Origin of the sequence: Micromonospora sp. NPDC005172, assembly GCF_040608555.1 — a bacterium.
Classification (GTDB): domain Bacteria; phylum Actinomycetota; class Actinomycetes; order Mycobacteriales; family Micromonosporaceae; genus Micromonospora.
Window position 1 is genome coordinate 60514 of the sequence record NZ_JBEXIL010000012.1, and the last position, 17385, is coordinate 77898.

14 protein-coding genes are annotated in these 17385 nt (G+C 73.3%); 7 read left to right on the forward strand and 7 right to left on the reverse strand.

The genetic code is table 11. The features are described from left to right. Window positions 1-83: 83 nt before the first annotated feature. The 4 genes from ABZV06_RS10920 to rdgB are packed head-to-tail and all read left to right on the forward strand — an operon-like array spanning window position 84 to window position 3744. Window positions 84-1229 carry a glycosyltransferase family 1 protein gene (locus ABZV06_RS10920; RefSeq protein WP_355620419.1) on the forward strand — a complete coding sequence of 382 codons (1146 nt, stop codon included), beginning with the start codon at window positions 84-86 and terminating at the stop codon, window positions 1227-1229. Next, window positions 1226-2395: a glycosyltransferase gene (locus ABZV06_RS10925; RefSeq protein WP_355620422.1), complete on the forward strand. Its 1170-nt coding sequence runs from the start codon at window positions 1226-1228 to the stop codon at window positions 2393-2395. Before ABZV06_RS10920 ends, ABZV06_RS10925 begins: the two co-directional genes overlap by 4 nt. A gap of 9 nt (window positions 2396-2404) precedes the next feature. Beyond that, window positions 2405-3130, forward strand: a complete 726-nt coding sequence (gene rph / locus ABZV06_RS10930; RefSeq protein WP_355232843.1) for a ribonuclease PH — start codon at window positions 2405-2407, stop codon at window positions 3128-3130. Beyond that, the gene (rdgB, locus tag ABZV06_RS10935; RefSeq protein ID WP_355232844.1) at window positions 3127-3744 is read left to right on the forward strand and encodes an RdgB/HAM1 family non-canonical purine NTP pyrophosphatase; all 618 of its coding nucleotides are present in this window, start codon (window positions 3127-3129) and stop codon (window positions 3742-3744) included. Before rph ends, rdgB begins: the two co-directional genes overlap by 4 nt. Window positions 3745-3804: 60 nt before the next feature. On the opposite strand, the gene hutH is transcribed toward rdgB, so the two are convergent. The 6 genes from hutH to ABZV06_RS10965 are packed head-to-tail and all read right to left on the reverse strand — an operon-like array spanning window position 3805 to window position 11575. Beyond that, window positions 3805-5343 carry a histidine ammonia-lyase gene (gene hutH / locus ABZV06_RS10940; protein WP_355232845.1) on the reverse strand — a complete coding sequence of 513 codons (1539 nt, stop codon included), beginning with the start codon at window positions 5341-5343 and terminating at the stop codon, window positions 3805-3807. Continuing rightward, entirely contained in the window at window positions 5340-6500 is a 1161-nt protein-coding gene (gene hutI, locus ABZV06_RS10945; protein WP_355620424.1) for an imidazolonepropionase, read from the reverse strand. Before hutI ends, hutH begins: the two co-directional genes overlap by 4 nt. Next, the gene (locus tag ABZV06_RS10950; protein ID WP_355620569.1) at window positions 6497-7852 is read right to left on the reverse strand and encodes a formimidoylglutamate deiminase; all 1356 of its coding nucleotides are present in this window, start codon (window positions 7850-7852) and stop codon (window positions 6497-6499) included. The genes hutI and ABZV06_RS10950 overlap by 4 nt, the downstream gene beginning before the upstream one ends. Beyond that, the gene (locus ABZV06_RS10955) at window positions 7849-9051 is read right to left on the reverse strand and encodes an allantoate amidohydrolase (RefSeq protein WP_355620427.1); all 1203 of its coding nucleotides are present in this window, start codon (window positions 9049-9051) and stop codon (window positions 7849-7851) included. Before ABZV06_RS10955 ends, ABZV06_RS10950 begins: the two co-directional genes overlap by 4 nt. After that, entirely contained in the window at window positions 9048-10706 is a 1659-nt protein-coding gene (gene hutU / locus ABZV06_RS10960) for a urocanate hydratase (protein ID WP_355620430.1), read from the reverse strand. Before hutU ends, ABZV06_RS10955 begins: the two co-directional genes overlap by 4 nt. Window positions 10707-10723: 17 nt before the next feature. Further along, a complete protein-coding gene (locus ABZV06_RS10965; protein WP_355232849.1) occupies window positions 10724-11575 on the reverse strand; it encodes a MurR/RpiR family transcriptional regulator in 852 nt (283 codons plus the stop codon). A gap of 128 nt (window positions 11576-11703) precedes the next feature. Here ABZV06_RS10965 and ABZV06_RS10970 point away from each other — a divergent pair, with 128 nt between their 5' ends. After that, window positions 11704-13716 (forward strand): trypsin-like peptidase domain-containing protein, encoded by a 2013-nt coding sequence (locus ABZV06_RS10970; protein WP_355620433.1) that lies wholly within the window; start codon window positions 11704-11706, stop codon window positions 13714-13716. A gap of 21 nt (window positions 13717-13737) precedes the next feature. Here the strand turns inward: ABZV06_RS10970 and ABZV06_RS10975 are convergent, their stop codons facing one another. Next, window positions 13738-14565, reverse strand: coding sequence for a glycosyltransferase family 2 protein (locus ABZV06_RS10975; protein ID WP_355232851.1), 828 nt, complete (start codon window positions 14563-14565; stop codon window positions 13738-13740). Window positions 14566-15007: 442 nt separating this feature from the next. Here ABZV06_RS10975 and ABZV06_RS10980 point away from each other — a divergent pair, with 442 nt between their 5' ends. Continuing rightward, window positions 15008-16465 (forward strand): hypothetical protein, encoded by a 1458-nt coding sequence (locus tag ABZV06_RS10980; RefSeq protein ID WP_355620436.1) that lies wholly within the window; start codon window positions 15008-15010, stop codon window positions 16463-16465. Next, window positions 16462-17343 (forward strand): glycosyltransferase, encoded by an 882-nt coding sequence (locus tag ABZV06_RS10985; protein WP_355232853.1) that lies wholly within the window; start codon window positions 16462-16464, stop codon window positions 17341-17343. Before ABZV06_RS10980 ends, ABZV06_RS10985 begins: the two co-directional genes overlap by 4 nt. Window positions 17344-17385: the final 42 nt, after the last annotated feature.

The window sequence follows — 17385 nt, forward strand, 5'->3', positions numbered from 1 at the left end:
TGGCCCGGTGTTGTGCCGTACTGTTCGCCGGCCGGTCAGCGGGCGGTCGCCTGACGCACCCGTGACACCCGCACGGTGTGGACATGCGGATCGCCATCGTGACCGAGTCGTTCCCGCCGGACGTCAACGGCGTCGCGCACTCCGTGGTGCGCACGGCGGAGCACCTGTTGGCCCGTGGCCACGAACCGGTCGTCGTCGCACCCGCGCCCTCGGGGGCCGATCGGCACGGCGCCGACCGGTTGCCGTACCCGGTGGTGCGTATCCCCAGTGTGCCGTTGCCCCGTTATCAGGGTTTCCGGCTGGGCGTCCCGACGACCACCCGTCTGGCGGGGGCGCTGCTGTCGGCGGCCCCGGACGTGGTGCACCTGGCCAGCCCGTTCGTGCTCGGTGCGCGGGCGGCCACTCTCGCCGACCGGTACGGGTTGCCGATGGTGGCGGTCTACCAGACCGACGTCGCGGCGTACGCCAGGGCGTACCGGGTGAGTTGGGGTGAGGCGGCCGCGTGGCGGCGACTCCGGGAGATCCACAATCTGGCCGGGCGGACGCTCGCGCCGTCGACCCGGGCAGCCGCGGACCTGATCGCGAACGGGGTGCAGCGGATCTGGTTGTGGGGCCGGGGTGTGGACGCCGTCCGGTTCGACCCGGCAAAGCGGTGCGTCGACCTGCGCCGTCGGTTGGCCCCGGGCGGCGAGCTGCTGATCGGCTACGTCGGCCGGCTGGCCCCGGAGAAGCGGGTGGAGCTGTTGGCGGCGACGTCCCGGCTGCCGGGCGTACGGGTGGTGGTGGTCGGCGACGGCCCGGCCCGTCGTCAGCTCGAGCGGGCGTTGCCGGGGGTGACCTTCCTGGGTGTGCGGCACGGCGAGGACCTGGCGCGGCTCTACGCCAGCCTGGACGTGTTCGTGCACACCGGGCCGCACGAGACGTTCGGCCAGACCCTGCAGGAGGCGTTGGCCTCCGGGGTGCCGGTGGTCGCGCCGGCCAGCGGCGGGCCGGTCGACCTGGTCGACTCGGGAACGACCGGGCTGCTGGTCCCGCCGGGCGACGGGGAGGCTCTGGCCGCCGCCGTGGCCGAGCTGACCGGGGACGCCGACCGGCGTCGGGCGTACGGGGTGACGGCCCGCGCCGCGGTGCGACGGCGTAGCTGGGCGGCCGTCGGCGACGAGCTGGTCGGGCACTATCACGCGGTACGCGCCAGCGCCGCCACCGTCGGCCTGCCGGCTGCCTCGTGACGGGAACGGCCGGTGGGCTGCGGATCGTCCGGCTCGCCAACTTCGTGACCGAGCGCTCCGGGGGCCTGCGTACCGCGCTGCGGCACCTCGGCGAGGGTTACCGTGCGGCGGGGCACGATCCGGTGCTGGTGGTGCCCGGTCGACGGGACGCCCACGAGTGGCACCCGTGGGGTCGGGTCGTCACCCTGTCGGGCCCGGAGCTGCCGGGCACGGGTGGTTACCGGGTGCTGGCCGGACGGCGGCGGTTGGCCCGGGTGCTCGCCGAGCTGGCACCGGACCGGTTGGAGGTGTCCGACCGGTCGTCGCTGCGGTGGACGGGAGGTTGGGCGAGGGCGCACGGGGTGCCGTCCGTGATGGTCTCGCACGAGTCGCTGACCGGGCTGCTCGGTCAGTGGGGTGTGCCGGACGTGCTGCGCCGCCCGACCGCCGACCGGCTCAACCGGGCCACCAGCCGGGCGTACGACCGGATCGTGTGCACGACCCGGTGGGCGGCCGAGGAGTTCGCGCGCATCGGGGCCGACAACGTGCACCTGGTGCCGCTCGGCGTGGACCTGGACACCTTCGCACCGGACCGGGCCGATCCGCGGCTGCGGGAACGCTACGCCGACCCGACCGAGCTGCTGCTCGTACACTGCGCCCGGGTGTCTCCGGAGAAGCGGCCGGAGCTGGCGGTCGAAGCCCTCGTCGAGCTGCGCCGGGCCGGCGTGCCGGCGGTTCTGGTGCTGGCCGGGGACGGCCCGCTGCGCGCATCCCTGGCCCGTCGGACGGCCGGCCTGCCGGTCACGTTCACCGGCTTCCTGCCCGACCGTGCCGGGGTGGCCGCGCTGCTCGCCAGCGCGGACGTGGTGCTGGCACCCGGCCCGGTGGAGACCTTCGGCCTGGCCGGGCTGGAGGCGCTGGCCTGTGGCACGCCGGTGGTGGTCAACGCTGCCAGCGCGTTGCCCGAGGTGGTCGGCTCGGCCGGACTGGCCGCGTACGGCTCCGGAGCGTCGCTGGCCGAGGCCGTGCTGCGCCTCGCGGCCCGCCCGGAGGCCCAGCGGCGGCGGGCCGCCCGGGCGCGGGCCGAGGAGTTCGGCTGGCCGGCGGCGGTCGCCGGGTTCCTCGAGGCACACGGCGCGGACGTGCCGCGGGACACCCAGGTCGAGGGGGATCGCCGCACCGCATAGGGTGCAGGCATGGCGCGACCTGACGGGCGAGGGCCCTCTCAACTTCGACCGGTGACCCTGACCCGTGGCTGGAGCACCCACCCGGAGGGCTCGGTGCTCGTCGAGTTCGGCGGCACCCGGGTGCTCTGCACGGCGAGCGTCACCGAGGGCGTGCCCCGCTGGCGCAAGGGCTCCGGGCTCGGCTGGGTGACCGCCGAGTACGCGATGCTGCCCCGGGCCACCAACACCCGCTCGGACCGGGAGAGCGTCAAGGGCCGCGTCGGTGGGCGTACCCACGAGATCTCCCGGCTGATCGGTCGCAGCCTGCGGGCCAGCATCGACCTCAAGGCCCTCGGCGAGAACTCGATCGTGCTCGACTGCGACGTGCTCCAGGCCGACGGCGGTACGCGGACCGCCGCGATCACCGGCGCGTACGTCGCGCTGCACGACGCGGTGGGCTGGCTGGCCGCCCGTAAGGCCCTCGCCGGCAAGCCGGAGAAGGTCATGCACCGCTCGGTGGCCGCCGTCAGCGTCGGCATCATCGCCGGGGAGGCCCGACTCGATCTCTGCTACGAGGAGGACGTGGCCGCCGAGGTGGACATGAACGTGGTGTGCACCGGCGCGGGCGACTTCGTCGAGGTGCAGGGCACCGGCGAGGCCGGCGTGTTCGCCCGGGACCAGCTCGACAGCCTGCTCGACCTGGCCGTGGCCGGGTGTGCCGAGTTGGCCGAAGCCCAGCGAAAGGTACTTGCATGAACAAGGTCCTGCTGGCCACGCGGAACCGTAAGAAGCTGGTGGAGCTTCAGCGGATTCTGGACGGCGCGCTCGGCGCGCACCGGATCGCCCTGCTCGGCCTCGACGACGTCGAGGAGTACCCGGAACTACCGGAGACGGGCCTCACCTTCGGCGAGAACGCGCTGATCAAGGCGCGGGAGGGCTGCCGGCGTACCGGGTTGCCGACGATCGCCGACGACTCGGGCATCGCCGTGGACGCGTTGAACGGGATGCCGGGGGTGTTCAGCGCCCGGTGGGCCGGCAAGCACGGCGACGACCAGGCCAACCTCCAGCTCGTGCTGGACCAGATCGCCGACGTGCCGGACGAGCACCGGGCGGCGTCCTTCGTCTGCACGGTGGCGCTGGTGCTGCCCGGCGGCAAGGAGCACCTGGTCGACGGCCGGCAGCCCGGCCGCGTGCTGCGCGCCCCGCGCGGCGACGGCGGGTTCGGCTACGACCCCATCTTCCTCGGTGACGGTCAGGAGCGCACCAACGCCGAGTTGACCCCGACCGAGAAGGACGCGGTCAGCCACCGGGGCAAGGCGCTGCGCGAGCTGGCCAAGCTGGTCGCCAAGGTGCTGCCGCCCGCCGCCTGACGGGCCCGAGGTGCTGCCGCCCGCCGCCTGACCCGCGGCGGACGACAGCGACCGCGCAGGTCAGCCCAGCGGGCCGACCTCCCGTTCGATGGCGGCGCGCAGTTCGGGCCCGGCGACGACGGCGCGAGCCGCCTCCATCACCGGTGCGAGGAACACGTCCGGGCCGGGTGCGCCGGCCGCCTGACCGAGGGCGGCGACGGCGGCCCGGCCGGCCGGCGACGGCACCAGCGGTTCGCGCAGTTGCAGACCGCGTACGCCGGCCAGCAGCTCGACGGCGAGCAGGCTGGTCAGGTTGTCCAGCACGGTGCGCAGCTTCTTGGCCCCCGCCCAGCCCATCGAGACGTGGTCCTCCTGCATGCCGCTGGTGGGCAGCGAGTCCACCGACGCGGGCGCGGCCAGCCGCCGGTTCTCCGCGACGATCCCGGCCGCCGTGTACTGGGCGATCATCAGCCCGGAGTTGACCCCGGCGTCGGGGGAGAGGAACGCCGGCAGCTCCCGTGAGCGGGTGACGTCCAGCAGCCGGTCCACGCGCCGCTCGGCGATCGCACCCACCTCGGCGGCGGCGATGGCGAGGAAGTCGGCGGCGAAGCCCAGCGGCGCGCCGTGGAAGTTCCCGGTCGACTCGACCCGCCCGTCGGGAAGCACAACCGGGTTGTCCACGACGGACACCAGCTCCCGGGCCGCGACCGTGCGGACGAAGTCCAGGGTGTCCCGGGCCGCGCCGGCCACCTGCGGCGCGCAGCGCATCGAGTACGCGTCCTGCACGGCGTGCGCCAGGTCGTCGCGGTGTGAGTCCATCACGCGGGAGTCCTGCAACAGCCGGTGGATGTTCGCCGCGGACGTCGCCTGGCCGGGGTGCGGGCGGATGGTGTGCAACTCGGGCAGGAACGGCCGCTCCGAGCCGAGCATCGCCTCGATGGCGAGCGCGGCGGTCACGTCCGCCATCGCGAAGAGGTGCCCCGCGTCGTGGATCGCCAGCAGCAGCATGCCGAGCATGCCGTCGGTGCCGTTGATCAGCGCCAGCCCTTCCTTGGCGGCCAGCTCGATCGGCTTGAGCCCGTTGGCGGCCAGCACGTCGGCCGCGTCCTGCCGCTCGCCGGTCGGGCCCAGCACCCAGCCCTCGCCGAGCAGCACCAGCGCGCAGTGCGCGAGCGGCGCCAGGTCACCGGACGCGCCCAGCGAACCGTGCTCCGGCACCCACGGGGTGATGTCGTGGTTGAGCAGGTCGACGAGCGCCTCGGCGACCAGCGGCCGGACCCCGGAACGGCCCAGGGCGAGCGAGCGTACGCGCAGCAGCATCATGGCCCGGACCACCTCACGCGGCATCGGGGCGCCCACCCCGGCGGCGTGCGAGCGGATCAGCGCGTGTTGCAGCTCGGCCCGCCGCTCCGGGGCGACGAAGGTGTTCGCCAGGGCCCCGAATCCGGTCGACACGCCGTACACCGGTCGTCCGTCGGCTTCGATGCCGTCCACGATCGCGCGGCTGGTCGCCATCGCGTCCCGGGCGGCCGGGTCGAGGACGACCGTGGCGGTGCCACGGGCCACCGCGAGCACGTCCTCGGCGGTGATCCCGGTGGGCTGGATGGTCACGTGCGTCATTGCGGTACTCCGTTGCGTATGACCTGGCGGATCAGGGGGACACCGGGCCGGTAGGCCAGGTGCAGGTACGAGGGGGCATCCAGGACGACCAGGTCGGCCCGCGCGCCGGGAGTGAGCACGCCGACGTCGTCGCGGCGCAGCGCCCGCGCGCCACCGGCGGTGGCGGCCCAGACCGCCTCCGCCGGGGTCATCCGCATCTCGCGGACCGCGAGGGCGATGCAGAAGGGCATCGACGAGGTGTACGACGATCCGGGGTTGCAGTCCGTCGCCAGCGCCACTGTCACACCGGCGTCGAGCAGCCGGCGTGCGTCGGGGTACGGCGAGCGGGTGGAGAACTCGGCGCCCGGCAGCAGGGTGGCGACGGTGGTGCTGTGCGCGAGCGCGTCGACGTCGGCGTCGCTGAGGTAGGTGCAGTGGTCCACGCTGGCCGCGCCCAGTTCGACCCCGAGCCGCACGCCGGGACCGGGGCCGAGCTGGTTGGCGTGCAGCCGTACGCCCAGGCCGACGGCCTGCCCGCAGGCGAGGATGGCGCGGGCGTGGTCGACGTCGAAGGCGCCCCGCTCGCAGAACACGTCGATCCACTTGGCGTGCGGCGCGGCGGCGGCCAGCATCGGCCCGCAGACCAGCCCGACGTAGTCGTCCGGCCGGTCGGCGTACTCGGCGGGGACGACGTGCGCGCCCAGGAAGGTGGTCTCACTGCTGGACTCGGCGGCGATCCGCAGCGAGCGGGCCTCGTCGGCGACGCTCAGCCCGTACCCACTCTTGATCTCCATGGTCGTGGTGCCCTGGCGCAGCGCCTCCCCGCGCAGCCGGCGCACGTTGGCCCGCAGCTCGCCGTCGGTGGCGGCCCGGGTCGCGCCGACGGTGGTCCGGATGCCGCCGCCGGTGTACGGCTCGCCGGCCATCCGGGCGGCGAACTCGGCGGCCCGGTCCCCGGCGAAGACCAGGTGGGCGTGGCTGTCCACGAAGCCGGGCAGCACGGCGGCCCCGCCGACGTCGATCCGTCGGTCGGCGGCCGGCGCGTACGCGGACGGCCCGACCCAGGCCACCTGGCCCTCCTCGACGAGGACGGCGGCCGTGCGGCGGATGCCCAGCAGGTCCGCGCCGATGCCGTTGGTGACCAGCTCCCCGATGTTGTCGACCAGCAGGGTGCTCATGAGGGAATCACCGCCTCGATCGACGCCGACAGCTCGGCCGGTACATCCACGCTCAGGTGCCGGCCCTCGGCCACCACCACCCGGCCGTCCACCACGACCTGGTCGACGTCGGCCGCGCCGGCCGCGAAGAACGCCCCCACCGGTGGCACTCCGGCGGTACGGGCGCTGTCGAGCCGAACCGTCACCAGGTCGGCGCGGGCGCCGACGGCGATGCGTCCGGCGTCGGCCCAGCCCAGCGCGGCGTGCCCGGTGGCGGTGGCGGCGTTGAGCAGGTCGACAGGGGTGAAGTGGCCGCGGCGACGGGTGCGCAGCCGTTCGTCCAGCTCCACGGCGCGGGCCTCCTCGAACAGGTCGATCACGGCGTGGCTGTCGCTGCCCAGGCTCAGCCGGATTCCCGCGTCGGCCATCCGACGGGCCGGGCCGATGCCGTCGGCGAGGTCCCGCTCGGTGGTGGGGCAGAGGCACACGCCGGTCCGGCTGTCGGCGAGCAGGGTCAGGTCCGCGCCGGTGGGGTGGGTGGCGTGCACGGCTGTGGTGTCCGGCCCGAGTACGCCGTGCTCGGCGAGCAGCGCGGTGGGCGTACGCCCGTGCACGGCCCGGCACTCGTCGTTCTCGACGGGCTGTTCGGAGAGGTGCACGTGCAGCGGGGCCTGCCGGTCGCGGGCCCAGTCGGCGACCGTCCGGAGCTGGTCGGCGGGGACCGCCCGTACCGAGTGCACGGCCGCGCCGACCCGCACGTGGGAGTCCGTCGGCGCGAACTCCCCTGCTCGCTGTGCCCAGCGGGCCGCGTCGCCGTCACCGAAGCGCCGCTGCGCGCCGGCGAGCGGCCGACCGTCCACTGTGGAGGTCAGATAGCAGGTGTCCAGCAGGGTGAGCCGGACACCGGCGTGCGCGGCGGCCTCGACCAGCGCCGCGCCCATCGCGTTCGGGTCGTCGTACGCGCCGCCGTCGGGCCGGTGGTGCAGGTAGTGGAACTCGCCCACGCAGGTGATCCCCGCGAGCGCCATCTCGGCGTAGACCGCCCGGGCCAGCGCCAGGTAGGTGTCCGGGTCCAGCCGGTCCGCGACGGCGTACATCCGGTCCCGCCAGGAAAAGAAGTCACCCCGCCCACCGTGGGTACGCCCGCGCAGGGCCCGGTGGAAGGCGTGCGAGTGCACGTTGGCCAGGCCCGGCACCGTCAGGCCGGGCAGCGGCACGGCGTCGGTGTACACGTCGACTCCGGCCCTCGGCCCTCCGGCGGCGGCCAACGCGGTCACACCGGTGATCCGGCCGCCATCGGTCTCGATGAGCACCTCGGGAGTGGGCTCGGCGAGGTTGGGCAGCCAGGCGTACTCGGCCAGCCAGCGGGTCAGCGGCATGTCAGCTCCTCGAGCACCCGGGCCAGCGCGCGCACCCCGGCGGCGCAGTCGTCGTCGCTCGCGGCCTCGGCGGGGGAGTGCGACACACCGGTCGGGTTCCGCACGAACACCATCGCCGTGGGCAGGTGCGCCGCGAGCACCCCGGCGTCGTGCCCCGCCCCGGTGGGCAGCACCGGCGCGTCCAGCAGCGTCGCCAGCCGCTGGGCCAGGTCGCCGTCGAAGGCGACCAGCGGGGTCACCGACTCCTCGGTGACCGTCACCTCCGTACCGTCGCGGCGGGCCCGCTCGGCGAGCTTGGCCCGGACCGCGTCGACCAGCCCGGTCAGCGTCTCCGGGTCGGCGGCGCGGGCGTCCAGCCAGCCGGTCACCTTCGACGGAATGGCGTTGGTGGCGTTGGGCTCCACGGCGACCCGCCCCACGGTGGCGTGCGCGCCGCGCAGCCGGGCCTCCTTGTTGGCGGCCAGCACCGTGAACGCGTAGGTCAGCATCGGGTCGCGGCGGTCCTCCATCCGCGTCGTACCCGCGTGGTTGCCCTCACCGACCACGTCGAAGCGCCAGCGGCCGTGCGGCCAGATCGCGCTGGCCACCCCGACCGGCGCGTCCGCGTCGACGAGCGCGCGGCCCTGCTCGACGTGCAGCTCCACGAAGGCCCCGAAGCGGCCCAGCAGCTCCGGGCGGGCGCCCGCCGGCCGCCCGCCGAGCGCGTCGGCGAAGCTCACCCCGGCCGCGTCGCGCAGGCCGGCAGCGCGGTCGGCCGTCAGCGCGCCGGTGAGCAGCCGCGACCCCAGGCAGGGTACGCCGAAGCGCGCGCCCTCCTCCTCCACGAATGCGGCCACCACCAGCGGCCGGACCGGGGTGACGCCGGCGGCGCGCAGCTCGTCCACGGCGAGGAACGCGCTGACGATGCCGAGCGGACCGTCGTACGCCCCGCCGTGCGGCACCGAGTCGAAGTGACTGCCGGTCAGCACCGCGTCGGCGCCCTCCGGGTCACCCCAGTGGGCGAACAGGTTGCCGTTGCCGTCCTCGCTGACCGGCAGGCCGCGACGGTCGGCCTGCCCGTGGAACCAGGCCCGCAACTGGTGTTCCGGCTCGGTCAACGCGTACCGCAGGTAGCCGCCGCTGTCAGCGTCCCGCCCGACCGGCGCGATCTCGTCCCACAACGCCCGGAACCGGCCGGGCAGGTCGTCGCTCACGCGTTATCACCCTCGGTCATGGGAACCCGGACGCCGGTGCGCTCGGCAACCTCGCGGGCGCTGTCGTAGCCGGCGTCGACGTGCCGGATGACGCCCATCGCCGGGTCGTTGGTGAGCACCCGCTCGATCTTCTGTCCCGCCAGGGCGGTGCCGTCGGCCACGCAGACCTGCCCGGCGTGGATCGACCGGCCGATGCCGACGCCGCCGCCGTGGTGGATGGACACCCAGGACGCGCCGCTGGCGGTGTTGACCAGCGCGTTCAGCAGCGGCCAGTCCGCGATGGCGTCGGAGCCGTCGGCCATTCCCTCGGTCTCCCGGTACGGGCTCGCGACGCTGCCGGTGTCCAGGTGGTCCCGCCCGATCACCACCGGAGCGGCGAGCTCACCGGAGGCGACCATGTCGTTGAACCGCACGCCCGCCCGGTCCCGCTCGCCCTGGCCGAGCCAGCAGATCCGGGCCGGCAGGCCCTGGAACGCGACCCGCTCGCCGGCCAGCTTGATCCAGCGGGCCAGGGACTCGTTCTCCGGGAACAGGTCCAGGATGGCCCGATCGGTGGCGGCGATGTCGGCCGGGTCGCCGGAGAGCGCCGCCCACCGGAACGGGCCCCGGCCCTCGCAGAACAGCGGCCGGATGTACGCGGGCACGAAGCCCGGGAAGTCGAACGCCCGCTGGTAGCCGCCCAGCTGCGCCTCGCCCCGGATCGAGTTGCCGTAGTCGAAGACCTCGGCCCCGGCGTCGAGGAACCCGACCATCGCCTCGACGTGCCGTGCCATCGACGCACGGGCCCGGTCGGTGAACTCGGCCGGCTTCGCGGCGGCGAAGTCCCGGGCGTCGGCCAGGTCCATCCCCACCGGCAGGTACGCCAGGGGATCGTGCGCGCTGGTCTGGTCGGTCACGATGTCGATCTCGACGCCCCGACCGAGCAGCTCCGGAAAGACCTCGGCGGCGTTGCCGACCACGCCGACGCTCAACGCGCGCCGGTCCCGCTTCGCCGCGCGGACCCGTGCGACGGCGTCGTCCAGCGAGTCGGCCACCTCGTCCAGGTAGCGGTCGTGCACCCGGCGGTCCAGGCGGGTCCGGTCCACGTCCACGATCAGGCAGACGCCGTCGTTCATGGTGACCGCGAGGGGCTGCGCGCCACCCATTCCACCGCATCCGGCGGTGAGCGTCAGCGTCCCGGCCAGGGTTCCGCCGAACCTCTTGGCGGCCACGGCGGCGAACGTCTCGTAGGTGCCCTGGAGGATGCCCTGCGTGCCGATGTAGATCCACGAACCGGCGGTCATCTGCCCGTACATGGTCAGGCCGAGCTGTTCGAGGCGACGGAACTCCGGCCAGGTCGCCCAGTCACCCACCAGGTTCGAGTTCGCCAGCAGCACCCGGGGCGCCCACTCGTGCGTGCGCAGCACCCCGACCGGGCGGCCGGACTGCACCAGCATCGTCTCGTCCGCGCGCAGGTCGGTCAGCGTACGCACCAACGCGTGGTACGACGGCCAGTCCCGCGCCGCCTTGCCGGTCCCGCCGTAGACAACCAGGTCGTCGGGGCGTTCGGCCACCTCCGGGTCGAGGTTGTTCATCAGCATCCGCAGGGCGGCCTCCTGCTGCCACCCGCGGGTGGTGAGCTGGCTGCCCCGTGCGGCACGGATGGGCTGGGTCATCTCTGCTTCTCCTCCGGTCATCCGAGGAACAACTGTCGGCGGGCCGCGGAGGCTTCGAACGCCTCCAGGCGGCGCTGGGTGTCGGTCGGCGCGGCGTCGCAGATGGCCTGCAACAGGACCATCGCCAGGGTCATCGGGGCCGTGTGCAGGTCGAAGACGAGTTGCGCGCCGACGGCGGCCGGCAGCACCACGTCGGCGTGTTCGGTGGCCGGGCTGACCGGGGAGTCGGTGATCGCCACGACGGTCAGTCCGGCGGCCCGCGCCTCGCCCAGGGCGTCCAGGGTCTCCCGGGGGTAGCGGGGCAGCACGAAGGCGAGCACGGCCGACGCCCCGGACTCGGCGGCCTGCTCCAGACGGTCGGTGAGCAGGCTGCCGCCGTCGTTGAGCACCCGCACGTCCGGGTGGACCTTGGCGGCGAAGTAGGCGAAGTACGCGGCCAGTGGCGCGGCGGCACGCAGGCCCAGCACCGGCAGCGGTCGGCTGGCTGCGAGCAGCCGACCGGTCTCGGCGATCCGCTCGGTGTCGGCGAGTTGACCCGCCAGCCGCTCCAGGTTGCCCATCTCGGCGCGTACCGCCTGCTGGAGCTCGTTGGAGGCGTCCGCCGGACCGCCCGGCGTGGTGGTGGTCAGGTCCCGCAGTCGGCGGCGCAGCGCCGGGTAGCCGTCGTGGCCGAGCGCGACGGCGAACCGGGTGACCGAGGGCTGACTGACCCCGGCCAGCTCGGCGACCTCCGCGGCGGACAGGTACGCCACCGTCGGTGCGTGCTGCACGAGACAGTGCGCGATCCGGCGTTGGGTCGGGGTGAGCCGTACCCCGTCGAACAGGTCGAGCACCTGCTCGGCCGTCGCCTGGAGCACCGGGTCATTCATGCCGCGACTCTATGCATGAAAACTTTCAGAGGGCAACCACCTGGGGCGGCTTCCCCCTTCACACCGGAGGCGAGCGGCCTGGCGCGCTCTCGGTAGTATCCGCACGGCGGTCGAGCGGAGGAGTGCGGATGCAGCCGGAAGGCCCCTACAGGTTCACCCACGTACTGGGCTCAAGCCAGGTGGGGAAGGCGTGGGCGGCCATCGACGGGCAGGGCCGGCTGGTGACGGTGGCTGTCCTGGACGCCGCCGTGGCGGCCACGCCCGCCTGGCGGGAGGCGTTCTCCGCCACCGCCAACGCGCTGGCACAGACGCAGGGCGGTCAGACGTTCGCCTACGCCGACTTCGGTGCCGCCGCGCCCTGGGTCGCCTACCCGGCCGAGGCGGGGCCGGGCGCAGAGAAGCTCTTCCGTGCGCTGGGTGTGGACTACCAGCCGGTCCCGGAGGTGGCCGGACCGAACACGCCGCCGGCCACCGGCCCCGCGAACCCTCCCGTGCCCCAGCAGGCCGGTCCGCCCCAGCCGGTCTCCGGGGTGCCGCAGCCCGTTTCCGGGCCGCCGCAGCCGGTCTCCGGGGTGCCGCAGTCCGTCTCGGGAGTGCCGCAGGTGTCCGGGCCACCCCAGTCCGTCTCGGGTGTGCCGCAGGTGTCCGCGCCGCCGTACGCGCCATGGGCCATGCACGGCGGTCCCGTCCCCGTGCAGCCGGTCTCCGCCGCACCGCACCCGGTCTCCGGCGCCGGCTCGGAAGCGTCCACCGTGGACCCCGTGCTCGCGGACGCCGACCGGTCGTCGCCCGGTGACCCGTTCACGGCCCCGGTCCGCAGGATCAAGCCGTCACCGCCACCTCCACGCCGTACCGGCCTGTGGGTTGGTATCGGCGCCGCCGCCCTGGCGGTGGCCCTCGCCGCCGGCGCCACCGTCTGGGCGGTCACCGGCGACGAGGAACCGAGCGTTCCGCAGACCCTGCCCACGGCGTCCGGAGCGTTCCCCAGCGCCCCGGCGATCAACCCCGGACTCAAGCCGTGGGCGCAGGCGGCGCCGTACAGCCCCGAGGAACGCGCCCTCGCCATCGCCGGGCCGTCCCTGGTGTTCGTCGAGGCCGTCTTCACCGGGACCCTGCGGGAAGCGAAGTCGAATGTGCCGTTGAGCGTGACGCCTGTCACTTTCAAGCGACGGTGCAGCGGCTTCGTGGTCAATCCGGACGGCCACATCGTCACCAACGGCCAGTGCGTACGCCCGGCGGTCGACGCGGCCCGGGAGCGTGCCCTCTACACGCTCGGCCGCATCCTGATCGAGCAGAAGAAACTGACCACACCCCAGTTGGACGGTTACGTCCAGAGCAAGCTGAACAGCACGGTGTTCACCGGGGCCGAACCTGGCTCGGAACCCGCCAGCCAGGTGTTCGGCCAGTTCAACGTCGCCAGGGGCGACCTCACCGCCAGCCCGGCGATCCCGGGCCAGGTCGTGCGGGTCCTGGAGCCCGATGCCGGCAACCTCGCCCTGGTCAAGCTGACCCAACCCAGCCTCCCGGCCGTGGAGTTGGCCGAGGGTGGCGCGCCCGCACCCGGCGCCGCACTGCTCGTGCTCGGCTACCGCACCACGGACGCGGACTTCCGGGCCGCGACCTACACCGTGGAGAGCAAGCCCGCCCAGGTCGCCGGCACGGCCAACCAGGGCTCGGTCGCCGTCTCCCGCCTCAACGACGACGTCGGCATCTACTCCGCCGGCGGGGTCGCCCTGGACACCGCCGGTCGAGTGGTCGGCGTGCTGGACACCGACCGGGCCGCCAGTGGTGGGGCCAACCGTGCGCTGGTACCGGTGTCGGTGGTCACCGGACTGCTCGGCGCGGGCGGCACCAGCAGCAGCCGCGCGGACACCGACCGGGTGTACCGGGAAGGGCTGGACGAGTTCTTCGCGGGCCGCAACGACGACGCCATCGCCAGCTTCGACCGCGTCGTGGAGGCGTCGCCGGTCAACGTCCTGGCGCAGGCGTACCGGCAGAACGCCATCGACCGCGCCCGGCTCGCCGACGAGTCGGACGGCATGCCCAGGCTCCTGGTGGCCTCGCTCGCGGCCCTCGGCGGTCTGCTGCTGGTCGGGCTCGTCGTGCTGGTGGTGGTGTTCCGCCGCCGCCCCCGGTACTGACCGGGCCCGGCAGGAAGGCGCTCAGCGCGTGGAGTTGTCCCGCCCCCATCCGTCGCGTGGATGGCGACGGGCCCGCAGGGCGGCGGCGACGGTGATCCCCACGTAGAGCGTGGCCGCCGGAGCCAGCCACGGTCGGGGCAGAACCACGTCGCGGAGCCAGGAGGACGGGACCGACGCTCGAACCCCGTCGTGGGTGGCCCGCAACATCGTGTTGCCGGCACGCACCCGCGCCAGGGTGCGGAGCAGGTCCCGCGTACGGCGAGGCGCCTGTACATAGGAGGTGGCGTCACCGACCTCCCGCTTCTCGCTCGACGAGAACTGCGAATCCAGGAAGAGATCGTCGGCGATCTGCTCCGGGAATTGGCTGAAGCGCCGGCGACCGGCCTCCGAGATGCCGATGGCGCCGCGCCCGAACAACGCGTCAGCGAAGATCGGCAATCTGGTGTTGATGGCGTAGTACGCGTGCACCGCCACCGGACGGCCGCTGGTCACCATCTTCCGACGGGGCATGACCGCCAATGGAGGAGAGTCGCCCTCGGTCAGCGTCTCGGCCATCCGGCGCAGCGCCCCCGGGCTCAGCACGACGTCGGCGTCGAGGTAGACCCGGGGGAAACCGCGCGCCGCCGCGTCACCCACGTTGAGCGCGTTCGCCTTTCCCGCCTCGGGCACCTCGATGACCCGTACCCCCGGCCGCTGGGCGGCGATCCGTGCCGTGTCGTCCGTGCAGCCGTTGGCCACCACCACGATGTCCAGGTCGTTCGGGCCGGCGTCGGCGAGCAGCGCGTCGAGGCAACCACCGATGACCCTCGCCTCGTTGTGGGCGGCCATCACCACGGAGATCAACGACACGTCACACCGTCCACAGTCGAAGAAGCCGGTCGGATCCTGCCGGCAGTCGGTCGTGCACGTCGTGCCGAAACAGCCGGCTGACGCACGGCGGTCAAGCTTGCCGGAGGCGACGTCGCCCGTGCAAGACGGGCCGAAAAAGGGGTCGAATAAGTGAATCGGAAATGTCCACCCAACCCGGTTGGGAGTCGGGTTCGACGGCTCTGTCGGGCGGGCGACCGGGGCCCCGGAGAAACGCCCGGCGCTGGTATCGTCCTCGTGATTCTGAGGCCGGGCGGCGGTTGAGCACTGTGGATGTCTTTTCCCGACATTCGGCTCAGTCTCCGCCTATCGGCAGTTGCCGCCGGCCCCTGATCGACGGTCGGACGGCACGGCCGCAGCGGCGGCGCGCACACGACGCCTGCCGACGTCCACGGCGGACACTGATAGAGGAGAGACACCCGCGATGGGAATCTTGACCACTCCGGCCTCGGGAACACGGCCGGAGGTGGGGCACCGGGACGGGCCTACGCCCCGCCACGAGCAGATCGCCGGCTACCTGGCCGTCGGCGCCCTGGCCCTCGTCGCGGTGAAGCCGCTGCTCGACATCGGTGAAAAGAAGTCCAGCGGCGGGATCGACCTGGGCGTGGTGCTCACCGCTGTCGGGGCCGCCCTGATGATCGGCGCGTACGGACTCGTCGCCCTGGGTGCCCGTCGGTTGCCGCCCAGGCCGTTGCTGCTGGTGGCGGGTGCGCTGGCGCTGCTCCTGGTCAGCTCGGCGGTCAGCTTCCTCCTCGTGGGTGCCCGCAGCGATTTGCTGGACCTCTTCGACGTGCGGCGTTACCCGATCTACGGCGCCCACCTGGAGCCTCGCTCGGCGATCCCCGCCGAAGCGTTGCGCCTGGTCGTCGGTTTCGCCCCGATCGCGCTGCTCGGCCTGATGCTGATGCGGCGGTCGCTCATCTCCACACGGCGACTCGTCCTGGTCACCGGCGTGATCCTGCTGGGCGCGATAGTCCACTGTGTCCTGGCGTGGCTCCAGGTCGCCGGGGTCATCCCCTACTCGTTCTACTTCGAGCTGGCGAACTGGCAGAAGATCGGGCGCGCCTCCGGGGGCTACTACCACCCGATGTCGCTCGGTCGGCTGCTCATCTTCGCGGTCTTCCTGATCTACGTCCTGGGAGATCGCCTCCGGGTGTCGGCCGCCGTGCGGTACGGGCTCATCGGGCTCTTCGTCGCCACCGGTGCCGTGTCCCTGCACCGCTTCACGATCCTCTGCCTGATCGTCATCGTGGCCGCCTTCGAGGCGCGGCGGGTCCGTGGCCTGATCGCGTCCCGTCGCGCCGGTGGCCGGGTCGACCGCCGGTCGGCGCTCCTGGTCGGCGGCGGGATCGTCGCGGTAGCGGCCGTTGCCGGCGGTCTCTGGGGCGGAGCCATCTGGGAGCGGGTGCGGGTCGCCCTCACCGAGGTGGGGTCGCTCGACGTCCGCTCCGACACCTTCATGCACGGGCGCGGCGCGATCTGGAACGACGTGGCCGACATCCTGGGTCGCTCCTCGGCGGACGTGTGGCTGTTCGGCTTCGGCTACGAGCCGTGGGACATGCACAACGACCTCATCCGGGTCATGGTCATCTGGGGGATCACCGGGATCGTCCTGGTCGGCGCGATCCTCCTGGGGCTCTACCGGCTGGCACGTGCGCAGCTCGGCCCGTCCGGTCGACTGCCCCTGCTGGTGCTCTTCGCGACGCTCCTCATCTTCGGGCTCACCCAGAAGCCCCTGGCGTACCCGTACTTCCTCTGGCTCTTCTTCCTCGGCATGCTGGCGGTGCTCGCCGTCGACGCGGAGACCGACGACGGCGTCCGGACGGAGGCGTCGGTGCGGTCCGACGACAGCGGGTCGGTGGCGGCGGGCGGGCCGACGTGACGAACCCCTCGGTCCCCGCGTCCGTTCGGGCGGAGCACCCCCACCTGCCCCGACAGGCCGACCGGGTCGAGGTGGACGCACCCACCGCACCGGTCGTCCGACCCACCTTCACCGTCTGCATCGTCGTACGGGACCGGGCCGCCCTGCTCGTCAACGCGGTCCGCAGCGTGTTGGCCAACACCTACCAGGATTTCGAACTCGTCATCGTCGACGACGGGTCGCAGGTCCCGGTCGGGCAGGTGATCGCCGAGGCCGGTCTCGCCACGGACCGCCGGATCAGGGTGGTGGGCCAACCTCCGACCGGCATCGCCGAGGCCCGCAACCGCGGGCTGCGCGCCGCCGTCGGCCGGTACCTGACCGTGCTCGACTCCGACGACGAACTCACCGAGGACGCGTTGGCCCGGCTGCACCAGTTGCTCACCACCACCGGGCGGAGCTGGGCGTACGCCGACTACACCGAGATCAGTCACGGCAGTGACCGACCCATCCGGCTGCCCGAGTACGCCTCGACGGAACGCATGCTGCTGGGCGTCCTGACCCGTCCGCGCCTGCCGTTCAAACACTCCGGCACGACGATCGACAGGCAGGTGCTGCACACCATCGGTGGGTACGACGAGACCTTCCGACTCTTCGAGGACATCGAGCTGGTGCTGCGGGCGCTGCGTTCCGGTGTGCAGCCCTGCCATCTGGCCCACCCGATCGTGCGGTTCCAGCGCCACGACGGCAACGTCACGCGGGGTCGCCTCGGTGGTTTGGTCTTCTGGTTCCGACTGATCGACATGTACCGACCGTGGCGGTTTCCCGGCGTGGGTCTGAGCATGAAGACGCTGCGGACGTTGAGCGAGACGGGCAAGTGGCTTGTCACCCGCATCCGTTGACCTCGACCCCGGCAGCCCGGTGCCCGCGACAGCGTCGCGCGG